This window comes from Klebsiella sp. YJ, from assembly GCF_002108615.1.
GTDB lineage: Bacteria > Pseudomonadota > Gammaproteobacteria > Enterobacterales > Enterobacteriaceae > Klebsiella > Klebsiella planticola.
The window spans coordinates 176323-194824 of the sequence record NZ_MTEG01000001.1 but is presented as its reverse complement, the minus strand read 5'-3'; the positions used below and the strand labels follow the sequence as shown (position 1 = coordinate 194824).

Annotated in this window: 17 protein-coding genes; 11 read left to right on the top strand and 6 right to left on the bottom strand. The window is 53.8% G+C overall.

The features are described from left to right. Positions 1-22: 22 nt before the first annotated feature. Positions 23-1234, bottom strand: a complete 1212-nt coding sequence (tyrP, locus tag BV390_RS00905; RefSeq protein ID WP_064384320.1) for a tyrosine transporter TyrP — start codon at positions 1232-1234, stop codon at positions 23-25. Between the two features lie 194 nt (positions 1235-1428). Between tyrP and BV390_RS00900 the strand changes: the two genes are divergently transcribed. Further along, positions 1429-1668, top strand: a complete 240-nt coding sequence (locus BV390_RS00900) for a YecH family metal-binding protein (RefSeq protein ID WP_032686897.1) — start codon at positions 1429-1431, stop codon at positions 1666-1668. A gap of 36 nt (positions 1669-1704) precedes the next feature. Here the strand turns inward: BV390_RS00900 and ftnA are convergent, their stop codons facing one another. Beyond that, the gene (gene ftnA / locus BV390_RS00895; RefSeq protein WP_004864122.1) at positions 1705-2202 is read right to left on the bottom strand and encodes a non-heme ferritin; all 498 of its coding nucleotides are present in this window, start codon (positions 2200-2202) and stop codon (positions 1705-1707) included. Between the two features lie 435 nt (positions 2203-2637). Between ftnA and BV390_RS00890 the strand changes: the two genes are divergently transcribed. After that, positions 2638-3276 carry an RpiB/LacA/LacB family sugar-phosphate isomerase gene (locus tag BV390_RS00890; RefSeq protein ID WP_004864120.1) on the top strand — a complete coding sequence of 213 codons (639 nt, stop codon included), beginning with the start codon at positions 2638-2640 and terminating at the stop codon, positions 3274-3276. Positions 3277-3326: 50 nt separating this feature from the next. On the opposite strand, the gene BV390_RS00885 is transcribed toward BV390_RS00890, so the two are convergent. Beyond that, on the bottom strand, positions 3327-4748 hold the full coding sequence (locus tag BV390_RS00885; RefSeq protein ID WP_032686898.1) for an MFS transporter: 1422 nt from the start codon (positions 4746-4748) through the stop codon (positions 3327-3329). A 207-nt stretch (positions 4749-4955) separates the two neighbouring features. On the opposite strand from BV390_RS00885, the gene azuC reads away from it, so the two are divergent. Together azuC and BV390_RS00880 are read left to right on the top strand one after the other, a co-directional pair. Next, positions 4956-5039, top strand: a complete 84-nt coding sequence (azuC, locus tag BV390_RS30485) for a stress response protein AzuC (protein WP_015583995.1) — start codon at positions 4956-4958, stop codon at positions 5037-5039. A gap of 79 nt (positions 5040-5118) precedes the next feature. Further along, positions 5119-5370: a DUF2766 family protein gene (locus BV390_RS00880; protein WP_004864113.1), complete on the top strand. Its 252-nt coding sequence runs from the start codon at positions 5119-5121 to the stop codon at positions 5368-5370. A gap of 48 nt (positions 5371-5418) precedes the next feature. Here BV390_RS00880 and BV390_RS00875 read toward each other — a convergent pair whose 3' ends face one another. After that, positions 5419-6930, bottom strand: a complete 1512-nt coding sequence (locus BV390_RS00875; RefSeq protein WP_032686899.1) for an MFS transporter — start codon at positions 6928-6930, stop codon at positions 5419-5421. A 490-nt stretch (positions 6931-7420) separates the two neighbouring features. Further along, positions 7421-7924 (bottom strand): non-heme ferritin-like protein, encoded by a 504-nt coding sequence (locus tag BV390_RS00870; protein WP_032686900.1) that lies wholly within the window; start codon positions 7922-7924, stop codon positions 7421-7423. An 893-nt stretch (positions 7925-8817) separates the two neighbouring features. On the opposite strand from BV390_RS00870, the gene BV390_RS00860 reads away from it, so the two are divergent. From BV390_RS00860 to otsA, 5 genes are all read left to right on the top strand, one after another. Next, positions 8818-9798: an arabinose ABC transporter substrate-binding protein gene (locus BV390_RS00860; protein ID WP_032686901.1), complete on the top strand. Its 981-nt coding sequence runs from the start codon at positions 8818-8820 to the stop codon at positions 9796-9798. A 62-nt stretch (positions 9799-9860) separates the two neighbouring features. Further along, positions 9861-11375 carry an L-arabinose ABC transporter ATP-binding protein AraG gene (gene araG / locus BV390_RS00855; protein WP_085396365.1) on the top strand — a complete coding sequence of 505 codons (1515 nt, stop codon included), beginning with the start codon at positions 9861-9863 and terminating at the stop codon, positions 11373-11375. 14 nt (positions 11376-11389) lie between these two features. Further along, on the top strand, positions 11390-12370 hold the full coding sequence (gene araH, locus BV390_RS00850; RefSeq protein WP_032686903.1) for an L-arabinose ABC transporter permease AraH: 981 nt from the start codon (positions 11390-11392) through the stop codon (positions 12368-12370). Positions 12371-12531: 161 nt separating this feature from the next. Further along, a complete protein-coding gene (otsB, locus tag BV390_RS00845) occupies positions 12532-13335 on the top strand; it encodes a trehalose-phosphatase (protein WP_032686905.1) in 804 nt (267 codons plus the stop codon). Then, positions 13310-14734 (top strand): alpha,alpha-trehalose-phosphate synthase, encoded by a 1425-nt coding sequence (gene otsA / locus BV390_RS00840; protein ID WP_032686906.1) that lies wholly within the window; start codon positions 13310-13312, stop codon positions 14732-14734. Before otsB ends, otsA begins: the two co-directional genes overlap by 26 nt. Before the next feature lie 34 nt (positions 14735-14768). Here otsA and uspC read toward each other — a convergent pair whose 3' ends face one another. Beyond that, a complete protein-coding gene (uspC, locus tag BV390_RS00835) occupies positions 14769-15197 on the bottom strand; it encodes a universal stress protein UspC (RefSeq protein ID WP_032699333.1) in 429 nt (142 codons plus the stop codon). Positions 15198-15557: 360 nt separating this feature from the next. Between uspC and BV390_RS00830 the strand changes: the two genes are divergently transcribed. After that, positions 15558-17141 (top strand): MFS transporter, encoded by a 1584-nt coding sequence (locus BV390_RS00830; protein WP_032686908.1) that lies wholly within the window; start codon positions 15558-15560, stop codon positions 17139-17141. 4 nt (positions 17142-17145) lie between these two features. Next, on the top strand, positions 17146-18285 hold the full coding sequence (bglB, locus tag BV390_RS00825) for a beta-galactosidase BglB (protein ID WP_032686909.1): 1140 nt from the start codon (positions 17146-17148) through the stop codon (positions 18283-18285). The last annotated feature ends 217 nt before the right edge of the window (positions 18286-18502 follow it).

The window sequence follows — 18502 nt, the reverse complement described above, 5'->3', positions numbered from 1 at the left end:
AGGGGCCTGATGGCCCCTTTTTTTATCCTACCGCCGGGAGCAGACCCGCGACGATGCAAAACTGAATAGCGACAATCGCGATACCGCATAGCAGCACCAGCCACAGCGCCGGTGTTCCCCCTGCGACCCGCCAGGGAGCGTCAGGGTGCTGTTTCCGACTCTTCATCACCAGCAGCGAGGGCAGCATGAGCGCCAGCACCGCCAGCGCGACACCGGCATAGCCCAGCGCCATCACGAAGCCGCGCGGATAAAACAGGGCAAACGCCAGCGGCGGGAGGAAGGTGATTGCTCCGCTTTGCAGACGACCGCCGGGGCTGTTTTTGCGCTGGAACAGATCGGCCAGATAATCAAACAGCCCAAGCGCCACGCCAAGGAACGAGGTGGCCAGCGCGAGGTCGGCGAACAGATGCACGGCCAGTTCAACGTGCGGCGACGCCACGACTTCGCGCAGTGCTTCCAGTAGCCCGTTCAGGCCGGCATTTTTCGCCAGCAGCGCGGTAAATGCCGGTGAGTCAATACTGCCGAGCGTCGCCAGCTGCCAGAAAATATAGGCCACCAGCGGGATAAAGCTACCGATGATAAAGACCCGGCGCAGCTTACGAATATCGCCGTTGAGATAGCTGACGATGCTCGGCACGCTGCCGTGGAAACCGAAAGAGGTAAAAATCACCGGGATCGCCGACAGCGCCAGGCCCTGCTGGAGCGGGAGCGTCAGCAGATTGATCCGGTGAATATGTGGCAACAGCAGCACCAGCATAATGGCGAGAAAAATGATTTTGGCGCTAAACAGGAAGCGGTTAAACAGATCAACCAGCGATGTGCCGAGGCAGACTACCGCGCCGCCAATGGCGGTAAACAGCAACACGCCGCCCGCAGGAGGAAGCGACCAGTCCAGCCACTGATTGAGGCTAGAGGCCAGCAGTTCGCCCGCGCCGCTGATGTAGGCCGCGGTCAGCGCATACATCAGGAATAACATGCACAAGCCGGTCACCCACTGCCCGTAGCGTCCGAGATAACGTGCCGCCAGCGAACCGAGTCCCATATCGGCGGGCACGTGCTGATAGACCTCCAGCAGTAATAACGCGGTGTAGCACATCAGCGCCCACAGCGCGATCAGTAAGCAGAAGGTGACGCCGAAACCCACGCCCGCGGAAGCCAGCGGCATTGCCAACATCCCTGCGCCGATTGTGGTTCCGGCCACGATTAAAATACTACCCAGAGTGCGGTTCTTCACGTTTCTCTCTATCCATGAAGGAATTAACAATAAAATATGTCGCGCAGAGTATGTGAAATTATCATTTTCGTCAAATGAGGGTTACAGTGGTTGTAATTAAATATTTACACTCCGCGAAGGTCGCCTGAAGGCTGCGTTGGCGCAAAGCTTGCTGTTGTCCGCCGGGCTATTCTGGGCGTTTTACAGGAGGAGCTATGCAATCGATTCATGGTCATGAAGTGCTGCAGATGATGATCGCCTCGGGCGAACCTTACTCGACGGCCAGTCTTGAAGCGGCAATCATCGCGCGCTTCGGCGCAGATGCACGTTTTCATACCTGCTCGGCAGAAAATTTAAGCGCGGCGGAGCTGGTGGCGTTTCTACAGAAAAAGGGGAAGTTTGTTGCCGTAGAGGCGGGGTTTAATACGCGTGAGAGTAAAATCTGCCAGCATTAATTTCGTGGCGAAGCCGAAACTTCGCCACCGGGATAATTAATTCTGCGTGTCGAGCGTCGCCAGCTCTTTATCAATAAAGTACAGGCCTTCGCCGCTTTTACCGGCGAGGGTCAGCTTATCAATAACAGATTTAAATAATTTCTCTTCTTCATGCTGTTCAGCCACATACCACTGCAGGAAATTAAACGTCGGATAATCCTGATTGGTCATGGCGGCGTGGGCCAGCTCATTAATTTTCTGGGTAATCAGCTGTTCGTGTTCGTAGGTGACGCGGAATAGCTCATCCAGCGATGCATACTCGGCAAACGGCGAGGAGATGGCGTTGATGCAAGGCAGGCTGCCGGTATCGGTCAAATAATCAAACAGGCGCTGCATATGGGTCATCTCTTCCTGCGCATGACGGCGGAGGAATGCGGCGGCGCCTTCAAAGCTGTGGTAGCTGCACCATGCGCTCATTTGCTGATAAAGCAGAGAAGAATAAAGCTCAAGATTCATCTGCTCATTCAGTTTATCGATCATTTCTGTTTTCAGCATCGCGTGTGCTCCGAAAATAAAGACTTAACATAATGGTGTCGCCACTATAATTTGTTATTAATTTATTTGCAAAAAGTAAATTTAAAAACTTATTTATTAAAAATGAAAATGGGAATAAAACGCATTGGCAATTTAATATGTAATGAGAATGGTTTCTGTTTAATATTTTAGCCAGTTCGTACTATCAAAATATAAAACAGAAATAAGGTGTCTGGCGTTGGCTGGAAGATGGGCTGCCAGGCAGCGGACTTCGTCGCTACCTGTGGCGGCTGGCACCGGGAGGCGGCAGGCCAAAGGCGAAAAATGTGAAGCGCTACGTAATTTATAAAACAACTTTTCATAAAATTTGAAAGTGTGTTTGTTAAGTAGTAGAGTCCATCATAACGCTAACGAACTATCGCGGGAGCGCCCGCGCAGCATTCAGGAGAGTAAAGCATGAAAATTGCACTGATGATGGAAAACAGCCAGGCCAGCAAAAACGCCATCATCCTCAACGAGCTAAACGCCGTTGCCGATGAAAAAGGGTTCCCGGTATACAACGTCGGGATGAGCGATGAGCACGATCATCATCTGACCTATATTCATCTGGGCATTATGGCCAGCATTCTGTTGAATTCGAAAGCGGTTGATTTCGTGGTAACCGGCTGTGGTACCGGGCAGGGAGCGCTGATGTCGCTGAACATCCACCCTGGCGTGGTGTGCGGCTACTGTATTGATCCGGCTGATGCCTTCCTGTTTGCGCAGATTAATAACGGTAACGCGCTGTCCCTGCCTTTTGCCAAAGGTTTTGGCTGGGGCGCCGAGCTGAACGTGCGCTTTATTTTTGAAAAAGCCTTCACCGGTCGCAATGGCGAAGGTTACCCGCCGGAGCGCAAGGAGCCGCAGGTGCGTAATGCCGGGATCCTGAATACGGTGAAAGCTGCCGTGGTGAAAGATAACTATCTGGATACTCTGCGCGCTATCGATCCGGAACTGGTCAAAACGGCTGTCTCCGGCCCGCGTTTCCAGCAGTGCTTCTTCGAGAACTGCCAGGATAAAGAGATCGAAGCTTTTGTCCGCCAGATAGTCGGCTAAGCCCTCGGTTTTTTTTCCAATAAGGCCAGCTTCCGCTGGCCTTTTTACTTTTATTTTTTTCTCTCCGAGACGCTGCTGCCGGCATCTTTACTCAACCGCAAACTATCCACCATTCCCACCAGACAAATGAAGGCAATAAAGACGAAGGAGAGCCGGAAGCTGATTCCCGGCACTGCCGTCAGGCTTAACCACTCACTGGCTTTTTCACCCATGCGAATGCCGATCGCGCCGAGCGTGATCCCCAGACCCACGGCCAGCTGCGACGCGGTACTGAACAACGTATTGGCGTAGCTCATCTGCGCGGGCGGAACATCGGCAAAAGCAAGCGTGCTCACGCCGGTAAACTGAATCGAGCGGAATACGCCGCCGAGGTACAGGATCATGCAAATGAGCCAGATCGGAGTCTGTGGCGTTAAAAAAGCACAGGCGAGCAGTGAGATGACGTTTAGCGCCCCGTTTATCAACAGTAGCCGACGGAAGCCGAGCCAACGAATGAGCGGGGTGGTCGCGGGTTTAATGGTGAAGTTGCCGACAAACACCGCCAGCACCAGCAGCCCGGAATGGAAAGGATCCATACCAAAGCCGACCTGAAACAGCAGCGGCAACAGAAAGGGAACGGCGCTGATGGAAGCGCGGAAAAGCGACCCTCCGTACATCGTAACCCGAAAGGTGGGCACCTGTAGCGCATCCAGACGCACCATCGGCCACTCTGCCCGGCGGAAATGGCGCAGAGCGAACAGCATGCATCCTGTACCGAGCCCCAGCAGGAGCAGGGTTGCCCAGCCTTGCGGCCGGGTATCGCCAAGCAACTCCATGGCGCTCACCAGGCTCACCATGGCAACCGATGTCGCAAAGAAGCCGGGAAGGTCAAAGGGACGTCGCTCCTCTTCGCGGATAGCGGGAATAATACGCAGCGACAGCGCAATGGCTATCAATCCCAGAGGAACATTAATAAAGAATATCCAGTGCCAGCTGGCATAGCGGGTAATAAAGCCACCCAGCGGTGGACCGATGATCGGCGCCACCAGCGCCGGCCATGTCAATGTGGCAATGGCTTTGATGAGCTGATCTTTTGGCGTGGTCCGCAGCACCGCCAGACGGCCGACGGGCACCATCAGCGCGCCACCCATTCCCTGAAGGATACGCATAGCGACAAAGGTGTCCACGTTGCTGGCAAAGCCGCAAAAAACTGAGGCCAGCGTAAAAATGGCCAACGCCAGCGTGAAGATCTGACGCGCGCCGAAGCGATCGGCAATCCAGCCGCTGGCCGGGATCAATACCGCCAGCGTAATCAGGTAGGCGCTGATACCGATATTCAGGTCAACCGCCGCAATGCCAAAATCCTTTGCCATGTCCGGCAGCGCGGTAGCGATTACCGTCCCGTCAAGAAACTCCATGAAAAATGCCCCGGCAACCAGCAGCGCGGGAGCGGAGAAGGCGCGGCCTTCTCGTGAAGAGATATCTGTACTCATTGTGTCTGCCATCGGCTGGTGAGGTTATGATCGCAGGAAAAACCGGCAGGCTCTTAACTCTGCGATTTCCCTCATTTTTGTTTAATTTATAAATTATTTTTGTGAAAAAATTGTGAGTTGCCGCATATTTTTATTGATTTATGTGATGCAAGTCATATTATAAGCCCATCAGCAGTAACACCTGCATAACAAAACCGGAGTCGCTTCATGAAACTGCGCAAAATTCTGAAGAGCATGTTCGAGCAGTACTGCAAAACATTCAAAGATGTACCGCCTGCCGGTATGTTCTGATAAAAAAACCTGCTGCGGCAGGTTTTTTTATCTCTCGGGATTTAGGTTACTATTACGCTCCTCGAAAAAGGAGTAATAAATGTCTCAACATCTCACCGAACAAGACGAACTGGTTTCTGACGTTGTCGCCTGCCAGTTGGTTATCAAACAGATTCTCGACGTCATTGATGTCATCGCCCCTGTTGAAGTGCGCGAAAAAATGACCACCCAACTGAAAGCCATCGATTTTGCCAGCCATCCGGCTTCGGCCGATCCGGTGACGCTGCGCGCGGTTCAAAAAGCGATTGCGCTGATTGAGCTTAAGTTTACGCCGCAGGGTGAAGCACACTAAGTTGTTTCGCCCCGCTATCGTTGTCGATGGCGGGGCGAGAACCAGACGTTAATGAGAGATAGCGGTCCTTGCCGGCGCCGGCTGCTGATCCTTAAAGAGCTTACTGTTGCCCCAGCACTCTTCATAACGGTGGCCGACTAAATCCTCCACAATGATGCGCACATCGGGCGGAATATCGCTAACCTTACCGCCGGCTTTAATCCGCGCCACTTCCTGCAGTACGACCAGGTGCGCTTTGCGATCCAGTTTCATCTGCTTGCTGAAGACAATGGCCGCCAGCGCCAGCAGGATCACGCCGCTACAGAACACCACCGCAATGGCGGTCACGGCGCTTTCTGGTTGCGTATGCGCTTTAGACTGGAACCCGTAGAAGCTGAGAATGGCTCCCATCGTGAAGACAATAATCGAACGCAGGATTTTTCCGGAGAAGGTCATGGCACCCGCGTAAATCCCTTCGCGGCGGCGGCCGGTATAGATCTCATCAACATCGGCGAGGAAGGTGTAAACGGTCCATGGAATGTAGTACACGCCGCCGGTACCCAGGCCAAACAGCACCGTGATCCCAAACATCAGGATGGTTGCCAGATGGGCAGGTAGATGGAAAAACCACAGCGAGGTGTACAGCAACACGGAGAAAATCACGATGCTCAGCGCCAGAATATAGGGCTTGCTGAACCCCTTTTTCACGCACAGGCCGATAAACAGCGCCGTAGAGAGCAGCTGCAGAATCGAGTTCAGGCTGTTCAGCCCGGCAACCATCGCCGGATCGTGCTGCAGGACAAAGATAACGAAGTAGGTAAAGATCGAGGCAAACAGCCATTCTGCGCCGAAACCGCAGAGATACATCCCAAGATGTTTGCGGAACACGCGTAGATAGAAGGTCGAACGCATATCCTTCGCCAGCATCAGCAGGGTCGAGAACAGGCCTTTTTTCTCGCTCACGCGAACTTCTTCTTCACGCGGACGCTCCCAGCTGCAAAACCACAGGCAGGAGATGGCGATAATCAGAATAGCGCCGTAGGTCAGCCCGGTCAGGAAGAACGGTGTGGCGGAGTCTTTGCCGTACAACAGGATAAACTGACCAGGGATGAATGCCGCGAGGAAGTTGGCGAGCTTGCCGAAAATGGCTTTATAGCCGGTCAGTTTAGAGCGTAATGAGAAGTCGTCGGTCATTTCAGTGGCTAAGGTTTCATAAGGCACCATGACTGAGGTATAAATAATCTCAAAGACGACGTAGGTGCAGAGGTAGTACCAGAAACCAAGCCCCTCAACCCACAGCAGCGGGTAAAACATCATCAGCGGTATGCCGATCAATAAAAAGAAACGTCGGCGTCCGAAGCGTTTGCCGAGCCGCGTTTTACCGAAGTTATCGGTCAGGTAACCCATTAACGGGTTGCTGATCGCATCGATGATGCTGGCGACGGAAAAAATAAACGACGCTTCAATCAGCGTCAGTCCGCAGAAGGTGGTGTAAAAATAAAGTAACCAGGCGCCGCTGATCGCCAGCGCGCCGCTCCCCAGCAAATTACCGCCGCCGTAGGCGAGCTGATGGCGTAACAAAATCGGTCTTCCCTGCAACCCTTGTGAGGTTGAAGCCGCGTATCCTGCCATTAATATAAACCTCGTGTTTTAAATTTTTGAAACGCTGTTTTTATATTCTTAAAGTCGATGACGAAAAGTGATCGTCGTCACTAATCATCCGCTGCGCGCTTTCCTGGGGTAGGAATGCGATCGGCTTAAAAGTTTTTAATGCTTTTCAGGAATAAGAACGGCGCCTGAGCGCTGGAAATGATGTTTAGAAATAGCGAACGCTGGAACGTTATTCACGATGGTCGGGGGCGTGAAGCGGGGGATTGATGACCTTGTGTCGTTTATCCGCGATGCGGATCTGTGGCCAGAAGCGTTTGCAGGACATCTCCGCGCGGGGTTAATTGCCATCGCTGCGCGGTTACGCCAGTCAGGGTGAGCACTATCATGCGGCGCTGAAGCCGTTCCCTCAGGATTGAGCCTCACGGAGGGAACGGCGGATGTGGTGCCCGCCGCTGCGGCCTTAATCCTGGCGACGTGTCACCAGACTGAGCAGGCGGCGATCGGTCTGCAGCATACCCAGGCCGGCTTTATCCGCATTACGGACCTCTTCAAGCACGCTTTGCAGCAGTACGCCGTCCTGCTGCTGCTCTTTCTCTAGCAGCGTCAGGAAGCGCCAGGTGGTGTCGTCACATTGCGCTTTAGCTTCTTCGGTCAGCCCGGACAGCATGCTGCTACGCTGTTCATAATCGGCCAGAGTGGTGGTAAACAGATCTTCGAGGGAGTGACAGTTATGGTGGTAACTGCCTTCGTTTTTGACGATCGGCCAGTTTCCGCCGGTCTTCATAAAATCGAATACGCGCATCATCTGCGTCACGTGCGATTGTGCCCGGGAGCGCAAAAAGATGGCGGTGCCGTTCAGACGGTGCTGTTCGCACCATTCGCTGAGATGCAGATATAAATTTGAGGCATGAAACTCAAGGTTCATCTGATTATTGAGTTTTTGAGCCATTCCTGGAACGACCATAAAAATATCCTTATTAAGCTGGAGATATCATTCACGCGTCGGGAATCTTCGCCGGTGAACGATAAAATGCGAGACTCTTTACGCGTAACATTGTCGGCAAAATAATGAATTTGCACTTTCCCTATGTGTATCGGTAATTAATTAGCGCCTGCCGATATATATAGAATACCCTTAATAGTAGACTAAGAAAACTCTCAAGTGCGTCTGTTTACGTTTCGTTACAACATCCTTATAAAGTGTGTTGTCTTTGTCTGTTCTTTGATTTAAATGCCTATATAATTATGATTTTATTGAATTTATTTTGCCGGCATTTTTTGTGATATGGATGATGTCTACGACATATTAATTAAATATGAATTTAATCCTGGATTCATAATTCGGTCATGTCGCATCAACCATTCGGTAAAAAAGAAATCACGGGAAAGGGCAGTGACGTCATTTTTACAGGAGCAGATAAATGGGGAGGGGAGGTATATTCTGTTATTAACGGTAATAAAATTCCCCTGAGCGATATTTCATCTTGTGAGAAGTCGAATCGCTAAGGGAAACGGCTGAAGAAGGGGGGCGCAGCGCTTTCGGCAAATCCCTTGAAAGGGGGACGGCTGTAGCCACAAGGATAAGTCTGCTGATGATATGGATAATATTGCTATATGCAGAGCTAATTGTCTGACAATTGGCTCTTTTTTTATGTCATTTTTCGCTAAATCTATGCACGCAATTACTGTAATTCCGCGATGTGATAATGCTCTCGTATGGAGAATTGATTTCCGGTTATTACTTAATGAACAACGGCAGTGCGGTGTGCAATTTTTCTAATGCCTTGTTTTACGTCCGATAAAAAAATTAAGTCCGATACTTCCCTACAGAAAAGCGAAATAAAGCTGGAGTTTACCATGCACAAATTTACTAAAGCGCTGGCGGCGATCGGTCTCGCTGCGGTTATGTCACAATCAGCTATGGCTGAAACGCTTAAACTCGGATTTCTGGTGAAACAACCGGAAGAACCCTGGTTTCAAACCGAGTGGAAATTTGCCGATAAGGCCGGCAAAGATTTGGGCTTTGAGGTGATTAAAATTGCGGTCCCGGATGGTGAGAAAACCCTGAATGCCATCGACAGCCTGGCGGCCAGCGGGGCAAAAGGCTTCGTTATCTGCACACCTGACCCGAAACTCGGCTCGGCGATTGTCGCCAAAGCGCGCGGATACGATATGAAAGTCATCACCGTCGATGACCAGTTCGTTAATGCGAAAGGTAAACCGATGGAGAGCGTACCGCTGGTGATGATGGCCGCCAGTGAAATTGGCGCCCGTCAGGGTCAGGAGCTGTACAAAGAGATGCAAAAACGCGGCTGGGATGTGAAGGATACCGGCGTGATGGCGATTACCGCCGATGAACTCGATACCGCCCGTCGCCGTACCACGGGTTCCATCGATGCGCTGAAAGCGGCCGGTTTCCCGGACAAACAGATCTACCGCGTTCCGACTAAATCCAACGATATTCCGGGCGCCTTCGACGCCGGTAACTCGATGCTGGTGCAGCATCCTCAGGTGAAGCACTGGCTGATCGTGGGGATGAATGACAATACCGTGCTGGGCGGCGTGCGCGCCACCGAAGGTCAGGGCTTTAAAGCCGGAGATGTGATTGGCATTGGCATTAATGGTGTGGATGCGGTTAACGAACTCTCTAAAGCGCAGGCGACCGGTTTCTACGGCTCTCTGCTGCCTAGCCCGGATATCCACGGATATAAAACCAGCGAGATGCTCTACAACTGGGTGACCAAAGGCGCAGAACCGCCGAAATTCACGGCGGTCACCGATGTGGTGCTGATCACGCGCGACAACTTCAAAGAAGAGCTGGCGAAAAAAGGGCTGTAAGGCCTGGTTGACCCTGCCTCCCGCACGTTGTGGGAGGCTGAGCATAGAAGAGCGGAGTTGTTATGCAACAGTCTACCCCTTATCTCTCATTTCGCGGCATTACCATGACCTTTCCCGGCGTTAAGGCGCTCTCCGATATTAGCTTTGACTGCTACAGCGGACAGATCCACGCCCTGATGGGGGAAAATGGTGCCGGAAAATCGACGCTGCTGAAGATTCTCAGCGGCAACTATATCCCCACCGCCGGCGACCTGCTGATAGGTGGCCAGCCGCGCGTATTCAGCCACACCACCGAAGCGCTTAACGCCGGAGTGGCAATTATTTATCAGGAGCTGCACCTGATTCCGGAAATGACCGTCGCGGAAAATATCTACCTCGGCCAAATCCCGCATAAGTACGGGTTAGTGAACCGCTCGCTGCTCAACTACGAAGCGCGGCTGCAGCTGGAACATCTGGGGCTGGATATCGACCCGGAAACGCCGTTGAAATACCTCTCTATCGGCCAGTGGCAGATGGTAGAGATTGCCAAGGCGCTCACCCGTAACGCAAAGGTTATCGCCTTTGATGAACCGACCAGTTCTCTTTCGGCGCGCGAGATCGACCATCTGTTTCGCGTTATCCGCGAATTGCGCGAGGAAGGGCGGGTAATTATTTATGTTTCGCACCGCATGGAGGAGATTTTTGCGCTCAGCGATGCGATCACCGTATTTAAAGATGGCCGCTACGTACGCACCTTCGATGATATGCAGGCGGTGAGTCATGACGCGCTGGTGCAGGCGATGGTCGGACGCGAGCTGGGCGATGTTTACGGCTGGAAACCGCGTGAGTATGGCAAAGAGCGTCTGCGCCTGCAGCAGGTCAAAGCGCCCGGCGTCCGCACGCCGGTAGATCTGTCGGTGCGCAGCGGGGAAATCGTCGGCCTGTTCGGGCTGGTCGGGGCCGGGCGCAGCGAGCTGATGAAAGGGTTGTTTGGCGGAACCCGTATTACCGGCGGTCAGGTGTATATCGACGGGCAGGCGATCGATATTCGCAAACCGGCACAGGCCATCGCGGCCGGAATGATGCTGTGCCCGGAAGACCGCAAAGCGGAGGGCATTATTCCGGTCCATTCTGTACGCGACAATATCAATATCAGCGCGCGTCGCCGGCATATTCACGCGGGCTGCATCATTAACAACGGCTGGGAAGCGCACAACGCCGATCGGCATATTCAGTCGCTCAATATTAAAACCCCGGGGCCCGAACAGCTGATTATGAATCTCTCCGGCGGCAACCAGCAGAAGGCGATTCTGGGGCGCTGGCTGTCGGAAGAGATGAAAGTGATCCTGCTGGATGAGCCGACCCGCGGCATTGATGTGGGCGCGAAGCATGAAATTTATAACGTTATCTATTCCCTGGCGGCCTCCGGTGTCGCCGTCGTTTTCGCCTCCAGCGATTTGCCCGAAGTGCTCGGCGTGGCCGATCGTATCGTGGTGATGCGCGAAGGTGAGGTGGCGGGCGAACTGCTGCATGACGATGCCAATGAACAGCAGGCGTTAAGCCTTGCGATGCCAAAAGTGAGCCAGGCGGTCGCCTGAGTAAGGAGTCAATGATGTCCTCTGTTACTACCCCTAATGCCCGCCAGACTTCGTTGAGCTTTGCCCGAATCTGGGATCAGTTTGGCATGTTGGTTGTTTTTGCCGTGTTGTTTATCGGCTGCGTGATTTTTGTGCCCAATTTTGCCTCGTTTATCAATATGAAAGGGCTGGGGCTGGCGATTTCAATGTCCGGTATGGTGGCCTGCGGCATGCTGTTTTGCCTGGCATCCGGGGATTTTGATCTGTCGGTGGCATCGGTCATCGCCTGCGCTGGCGTAACCACGGCAGTGGTGATTAATCTGACGGAAAGCATGTGGATAGGGATTGCCGCCGGTCTGCTGCTGGGGGCAATCAGCGGGCTGGTTAACGGCTTCGTGATTGCCCGGCTGAAAATTAACGCCCTGATCACGACGCTGGCCACCATGCAGATTGTGCGCGGCCTGGCGTATATTATTTCCGACGGGAAGGCGGTCGGCATCGAAGATGAGCGCTTCTTTACCTTAGGTTATGCCAACTGGTTTGGCCTGCCGGCTCCTATCTGGCTGACCGTCGCCTGCCTGATTGTTTTTGGTTTACTGCTCAACAAAACCACCTTTGGCCGCAATACGCTGGCTATCGGTGGCAATGAAGAGGCGGCCCGGCTGGCGGGGGTGCCGGTGGTGCGGACCAAAATCATTATTTTCGTGATCTCAGGCCTGGTTTCTGCCGCCGCGGGGATCATTCTCGCCTCGCGTATGACCAGCGGCCAGCCGATGACCTCGATTGGCTATGAGCTGATCGTCATTTCAGCCTGCGTGCTCGGCGGCGTGTCGCTGAAAGGCGGGATCGGCAAGATCTCTTATGTGGTCGCCGGGATCTTGATCCTCGGCACCGTAGAGAACGCCATGAACCTGCTCAATATCTCGCCGTTCTCTCAGTACGTGGTGCGCGGGGTGATTCTGCTGGCGGCGGTTATCTTCGACCGTTATAAACAAAAAGCAAAACGGGCTGCTTAATAATCCCCCAACCTTTTAGTCTAATCCCTGATTATCGCCAGCGCCCGCTGCGCTGGCGATAGCTATCAAAAATGGCGATCCCGGTCACACTGTCTATACTTACATGGCTAACAATCCGTTAACAACCAGCGTTGCGCTGGCCATGAAAGGAGGAGAACAGGGTGGCTGACAAGATATCTGTACCGCCTGTGCCAACCGAACATCATGCATTTTTCTTTGACCTCGACGGCACGCTTGCCGATATCAAACCTCATCCCGATCAGGTTGTTATCCCCACACCGGCGCTTCAGGCGCTGCGGCAGCTTGCGCACCAGCATAGTGGGGCGGTGGCATTGATTTCAGGGCGCTCAATGGTTGAGCTTGATGCGCTTACCCATCCATACCGGCTGCCGCTGGCCGGTGTTCACGGGGCAGAACGCCGCGATATCAATGGTAAAACGCACATCGTCACGCTTCCTGATGCGCTGCTCCGGGAACTGGATGAGCAGCTACGAGCGGCGCTGGAGACGATGCCGGGGTGTGAACTGGAACACAAAGGCATGGCGTTTGCGCTGCACTATCGCCAGGCGCCGGCGTACCAGAGCGCGGCGCTGTCGCTGGCGCAGGGGATTGTCAAACGTTACCCCATCCTCGCATTGCAGTTGGGTAAGTGCGTGGTGGAGATTAAGCCGCGTGGGGTTAATAAAGGGGAAGCGATTGCGACGTTTATGCAGGAGGCGCCGTTTCAGGGGCGCAAACCGGTATTCGTTGGCGACGATTTGACGGACGAAGCCGGGTTCAGCGTCGTGAATCAACTCGGCGGCATGTCGGTAAAAGTGGGCAAGGGCGACACCCAGGCGCAATGGCGTCTGCCGGATGTCGCGGCCGTTCAGCATTGGTTAATCAGCATCGCAAATAATAAGCAACAACCTGATGCGCAAAATGACAGGAGGGAGGGTTATGGGGCGCTTAGTCGTAATATCTAATCGTATTGCGCCACCGGATGATAAAAAGGCCAGCGCGGGTGGCCTGGCCGTGGGCATTTTGGGCGCACTGAAGGCCGCCGGTGGATTATGGTTTGGCTGGAGCGGAGAAATTGGGGATGACCAGAAGCCGCTAAACACGGTGACGCGAGGCAATATCACCTGGGCCTCGTTTACGCTCAATGAACGGGATCATGACGAATACTACAACCAGTTTTCCAACGCCGTGCTGTGGCCCGCATTCCACTATCGCCTGGATCTGGTGGACTTCCAGCGTCCGTCATGGGACGGCTATCTGCGGGTCAATGCCAACCTGGCGAAAAAGCTTCTGCCGCTGATTGAGCCCGATGATATTTTGTGGATTCATGATTATCATCTGCTGCCTTTTGCCAGCGAGCTGCGCAAGCTCGGGGTCAATAACCGTATCGGCTTCTTTTTGCACATTCCGTTCCCGACGCCAGAGATTTTTAACGCGCTGCCTCCGCATGCCGAGCTTCTTGAGCAGCTCTGTGACTACGATCTGCTTGGCTTCCAGACCGATAACGACAGGCTGGCGTTTCTTGATAGCGTCTCGCTACAGACCCGGGTGGTGACGCGAGAGGGTCGACACCATGAGGCATGGGGCAAACATTTCCGCACCGAGGTTTACCCGATAGGCATCGATCCTGACGAGATTGCACGAAGTGCGAAAGGGCCGCTGCCGCCCAAACTGGCACAGCTGAAAAGCGAGCTTAACGGGGTAAAAAATATCTTCTCCGTCGAGCGACTGGATTACTCTAAAGGCCTGCCGGAGCGCTTTCTCGCCTATGAAGCCCTGCTGGAGAAATACCCGCAGCATCATGGCAAGATTCGCTATACGCAGATTGCGCCGACCTCCCGCGGCGAAGTGCAGGCCTATCAGGATATTCGCCACCAGCTGGAGACCGCCAGCGGCAGAATCAATGGCCAGTACGGACAGCTGGGCTGGACGCCGCTGTACTACCTGAATCAACATTTTGAACGCAAACTGTTGATGAAGATCTTCCGCTATTCCGATGTCGGGTTAGTGACGCCTCTCCGCGACGGCATGAATCTGGTGGCAAAAGAGTTTATTGCTGCCCAGGATCCGCAGAACCCCGGCGTGCTGGTCCTGTCGCAGTTTGCCGGGGCGGCGAATGAGCTGACCAGCGCGCTGATCGTCAATCCCTACGATCGCGATGAAGTGGCCGCGGCGCTGGATCGCGGTCTGACGATGCCGCTGGCGGAGCGCATTGCGCGTCATGCGGAGATGCTGGCGGTAATCAAGGATAACGATATTCATCGTTGGCAGGAGCGGTTTATCAGCGATTTGCAGCAGGTAGAACCGCGTAGTGAGGAGAGCCGATTGCAACGCAAAGTCTCGACTTTCCCCAAACTGGCGTAGCGCGGTGAGAGGGAAAAGGCTGACGCCAAAGGCGTCAGCCTTTTTCCAGGGAGACCAGTAAAACGTCTACGCCACTGCTGCCGACGATGCTTTTCGCCGAGCAGGTGGCGCGCGAAAACAGGCTGTGGTTGTGATTGCCGCATATCACCAGATCCACGCGATGCTGCCGGCAAAAATCCTTGATGTGGTGGCTAAGTTCGCCGCTGGCGATCGTCACGTTGTCGATAGGGTAATCGGCTTCTTTCGCCAGTCCGGAGAGAAAATCTCGCGTTTCTTCATGCATCAAGTCCCGCAGGTTTTCCAGCATCGGCGCAGCAAACTGGTTATATAACTCCGGGTCGGTGGCCAGCGTGATCAGACTGACTCTGGCATCCAGCGGGCGTGCGATCGAGACCGCCTTATTGATAAGCACGCGGCTTTCCGGCGTTGGGGCGACGGCAACGAGCAGATGAGAATAAGACATCAGGCCTCCTTCAGATACGCGAAATAACCCTTCATACTTTCTTTACTCTCATTTTTTATCTCCCGCAAGACCTGTTCATCACACATTAAACGACTGATTTCTGGTGGAGATAAATCACGTTTTTGCCTGCCAGATTTTATTTTTGGTCATGCGTTTTGTTATAAAGGAAATATCGTTTTATAAATAGGTGATGCCTGTCCGTCGACTCTTTGTATTTTTGCCATGGACGGGAGCGGGCTGGCAAAAATGAAAAGGTAACCCTTTTCCTATACTTCTACTGTAGCCGTGTATCCACTCCCTTTTGGCTAAGCCAGAAAGCTTGTCGGAGTTCACTAAAAAAAAGACACAGGATTTACGGCGATGAAAACACGTAAAATCGGTTTAGTTAATTATCTGGCCTATGGCTCGGGCGACTTCCTTGGCGCCGGGACAACCGCACTGACCGCGGCCTGGCTACTCTACTTCTACACCACCTTCTGCGGCCTTTCCCCCATTGAAGCAACATTGATTTTTGCCACAGCAAGGGTGCTGGACGCGGTGATCAGCCCGCTGATGGGCTTTCTGACCGATAACTTCGGCACAACGTGGCTCGGCAAACGCTTTGGCCGACGTAAATTCTTTATTCTGCTCGGCATCCCCTGCGTGTTCAGCTACTCCATCATGTGGGTTGGCGATATGGGATTCTGGTATTACCTGCTCACCTATCTGCTGTTCGATATCGTCTACACCATGATTCTGGTGCCGTATGAAACGCTGGTACCGGAAATGACGGATGATTTTAAACAAAAAACCAAATTCTCCGGCGCGCGTATTTCGATGGCGCAGATGTCGGCCATTCTGGCGTCATTCCTGCCGGGCATTCTGCTGACCCAGTTTGGAAAGGACAATGCGGTTTCCTTTTTCTACGCAAGCCTCGTGTTCTCTGTGCTGTGCGCGCTGATGCTGACTTTCGTCTGGTTCTTTACCTGGGAACGTCCGCGGGAAGAGTGGTCGGAGGCCGCACTGCGGGCGGAAGAAGAGAAGCGCCATTTGTCTCTGGCTCAGAGCCTCAACCGCCTGTTTATTGAGCTGAGTTCGACGCTGCGGATTAAGATTTTCCGCCAGCACCTGGGGATGTACCTTGGCGGCTATATCGCCCAGGACGTCTTTAATGCCGTTTTTACCTACTACGTGGTGTTTGTGCTGATGCAGGAGGCCTCAATGGCGTCCAACCTGCTGGGCACGATGGCTATCTTCCAGTTTATTGCCGTTATCGCCATGATTCCGCTCTGTATTCGCTTCGGGCCCGCCCCTTCCTATCGTATGGTGGTGGTGCTATTTGGTCTGAGCTCATTGTCCTACGCGATTCTCTATTACGCCGGGCTGAGCGATGTCTACTCGCTGCTGCTGCTGGTCTCTGCCATCGCGGGACTGGGTCGTGGCGGAATCAACTACGTGCCATGGAATACCTACACCTATATCGCGGATGTGGATGAGGTCATTACCGGACAGCGCCGGGAAGGGATTTTTGCCGGCATTATGACCCTGACGCGCAAAGCCTCTCAGGCCGGTGCGGTTATGCTGGTGGGCATTATTATGCAGCTCTCCGGGTTTGTTTCCGGGCAGAAGACCCAGCCCTATGAAGTGAGCCATACCATCCTGTTAATACTGAGCGTAGGCACGCTGTTGGTGCTGGCCTGCGGTTTCCTGGTCTCCCTGCGCTTCAAGCTCAATCTTGCCACGCATAGCGTGCTGCGGGCGGAGACGCTCAAAATGCGTCGGGCGGGCTGCGCACAGCCAGAGCTGACGACAGCGGAAGATCGCGCGGTGGTTGAGATGCTGGCCGGCATGCCGTACGACACGCTGTGGGGAAATAACAATATTGGTTATCTGAACCGCAACAAACCTGCCGCGCCATCGCTGAAGCAGGGTGCTGAAATGAAATCGACATACAACAGAGGGTAGAGAGATGAAGGTGTGGCCTGTCAAACATAGCCCGTTACTGCGTCAGCCGGCGCATTTTATCAGCCGCCATGAACTGCAGTCGCTGATCGAAAAAGTGACCCATAATCTGGTCAATATTCGGGATGACGCGGGGACGTTTCTGCTGCGGCTGGACGACGGGCGGGTCATTGATACCAAAGGGTGGGCCGGTTGGGAGTGGACGCATGGCGTAGGTTTGTACGGTATTCATCAGTACTACCAGCAGACCGGGGATGCGGCGATGCGCGATATTATCGACAGCTGGTTTGCCGACCGCTTCGCCGAAGGGGCGACCACGAAAAACGTGAATACTATGGCGCCATTCCTGACGCTGGCCTGGCGCTATGAAGAGACCGGGAGAGCGGAATATCTGCCCTGGCTCGAGAGCTGGGCGGAGTGGGCGATGCATGAGATGCCGCGCACGGAGCATGGGGGAATGCAGCACATCACGCTGGCGGAAGAGAACCATCAGCAGATGTGGGACGATACGCTGATGATGACCGTACTGCCGCTGGCTAAAATCGGAAAATTGCTCAATCGTCCGCAGTATGTGGAAGAGGCGGTGTATCAGTTTTTACTTCACGTTCAGAACCTGATGGATAGGGAAACCGGGCTGTGGTTTCACGGCTGGAGCTATGACGGTCAGCATAACTTCGCCCGCGCTCGCTGGGCGCGGGGTAACAGCTGGCTGACGATGGTGATCCCCGATTTCCTGGAACTGGTTGATTTACCTGAGCACAGCGCGGTCAGACGCTATTTGATCCAGGTGCTGAACGCGCAAATTGCCGCGCTGGCAAAATGTCAGGATGACAGCGGCCTGTGGCATACGCTGCTGGACGATCCGCACTCGTACCTGGAAGCATCGGCCACCGCCGGATTTGCCTATGGCATTCTGAAAGCGGTGCGTAAGCGCTATGTTGCTGCGGAGTATGCCGAGGTGGCGGAGAAGGCGATTCGCGGGGTGGTGAAAAATATCTCCCCGGAAGGCGAGCTGTTGCAGACCTCGTTTGGTACCGGGATGGGCGGCAATCTCGACTTTTATCGTGAGATCCCGCTGACCTCAATGCCGTATGGTCAGGCAATGGCGATCCTGTGTCTGACGGAGTATTTGCGCAAATACTTCTAAGACAGGATTTGATCGTCCTTGCAGGCCTGAAAAGCGCAGCGCCATCAGGTACTTCCCTGGCGGCGCACGGTTTGCCGGGGTGACAAAACCGCATACAAAAACCCGGCCATGGCCGGGTTTTGCTCTTAGCGACGTTCGACGGCGTCGATGCCAGGTGAAACGATTGCAGACCTGATAAGCGCAGCGCCATCAGGCGATTCCCCGGCGGCGCGCGGCT

What these genes read in the sequence shown, in the direction of transcription:
- BV390_RS00900 (WP_032686897.1), top strand. Translation starts at nt 1,429, where the DNA reads ATGCAATCGATTCATGGTCATGAAGTGCTGCAGATGATGATCGCCTCG.
- ftnA (WP_004864122.1), bottom strand. Translation starts at nt 2,202, where the DNA reads ATGCTGAAAACAGAAATGATCGATAAACTGAATGAGCAGATGAATCTT.
- BV390_RS00890 (WP_004864120.1), top strand. Translation starts at nt 2,638, where the DNA reads ATGAAAATTGCACTGATGATGGAAAACAGCCAGGCCAGCAAAAACGCC.
- BV390_RS00885 (WP_032686898.1), bottom strand. Translation starts at nt 4,748, where the DNA reads ATGAGTACAGATATCTCTTCACGAGAAGGCCGCGCCTTCTCCGCTCCC.
- azuC (WP_015583995.1), top strand. Translation starts at nt 4,956, where the DNA reads ATGAAACTGCGCAAAATTCTGAAGAGCATGTTCGAGCAGTACTGCAAA.
- BV390_RS00880 (WP_004864113.1), top strand. Translation starts at nt 5,119, where the DNA reads ATGTCTCAACATCTCACCGAACAAGACGAACTGGTTTCTGACGTTGTC.
- BV390_RS00870 (WP_032686900.1), bottom strand. Translation starts at nt 7,924, where the DNA reads ATGGTCGTTCCAGGAATGGCTCAAAAACTCAATAATCAGATGAACCTT.
- BV390_RS00860 (WP_032686901.1), top strand. Translation starts at nt 8,818, where the DNA reads ATGCACAAATTTACTAAAGCGCTGGCGGCGATCGGTCTCGCTGCGGTT.
- araG (WP_085396365.1), top strand. Translation starts at nt 9,861, where the DNA reads ATGCAACAGTCTACCCCTTATCTCTCATTTCGCGGCATTACCATGACC.
- araH (WP_032686903.1), top strand. Translation starts at nt 11,390, where the DNA reads ATGTCCTCTGTTACTACCCCTAATGCCCGCCAGACTTCGTTGAGCTTT.
- otsA (WP_032686906.1), top strand. Translation starts at nt 13,310, where the DNA reads ATGGGGCGCTTAGTCGTAATATCTAATCGTATTGCGCCACCGGATGAT.
- uspC (WP_032699333.1), bottom strand. Translation starts at nt 15,197, where the DNA reads ATGTCTTATTCTCATCTGCTCGTTGCCGTCGCCCCAACGCCGGAAAGC.
- BV390_RS00830 (WP_032686908.1), top strand. Translation starts at nt 15,558, where the DNA reads ATGAAAACACGTAAAATCGGTTTAGTTAATTATCTGGCCTATGGCTCG.
- bglB (WP_032686909.1), top strand. Translation starts at nt 17,146, where the DNA reads ATGAAGGTGTGGCCTGTCAAACATAGCCCGTTACTGCGTCAGCCGGCG.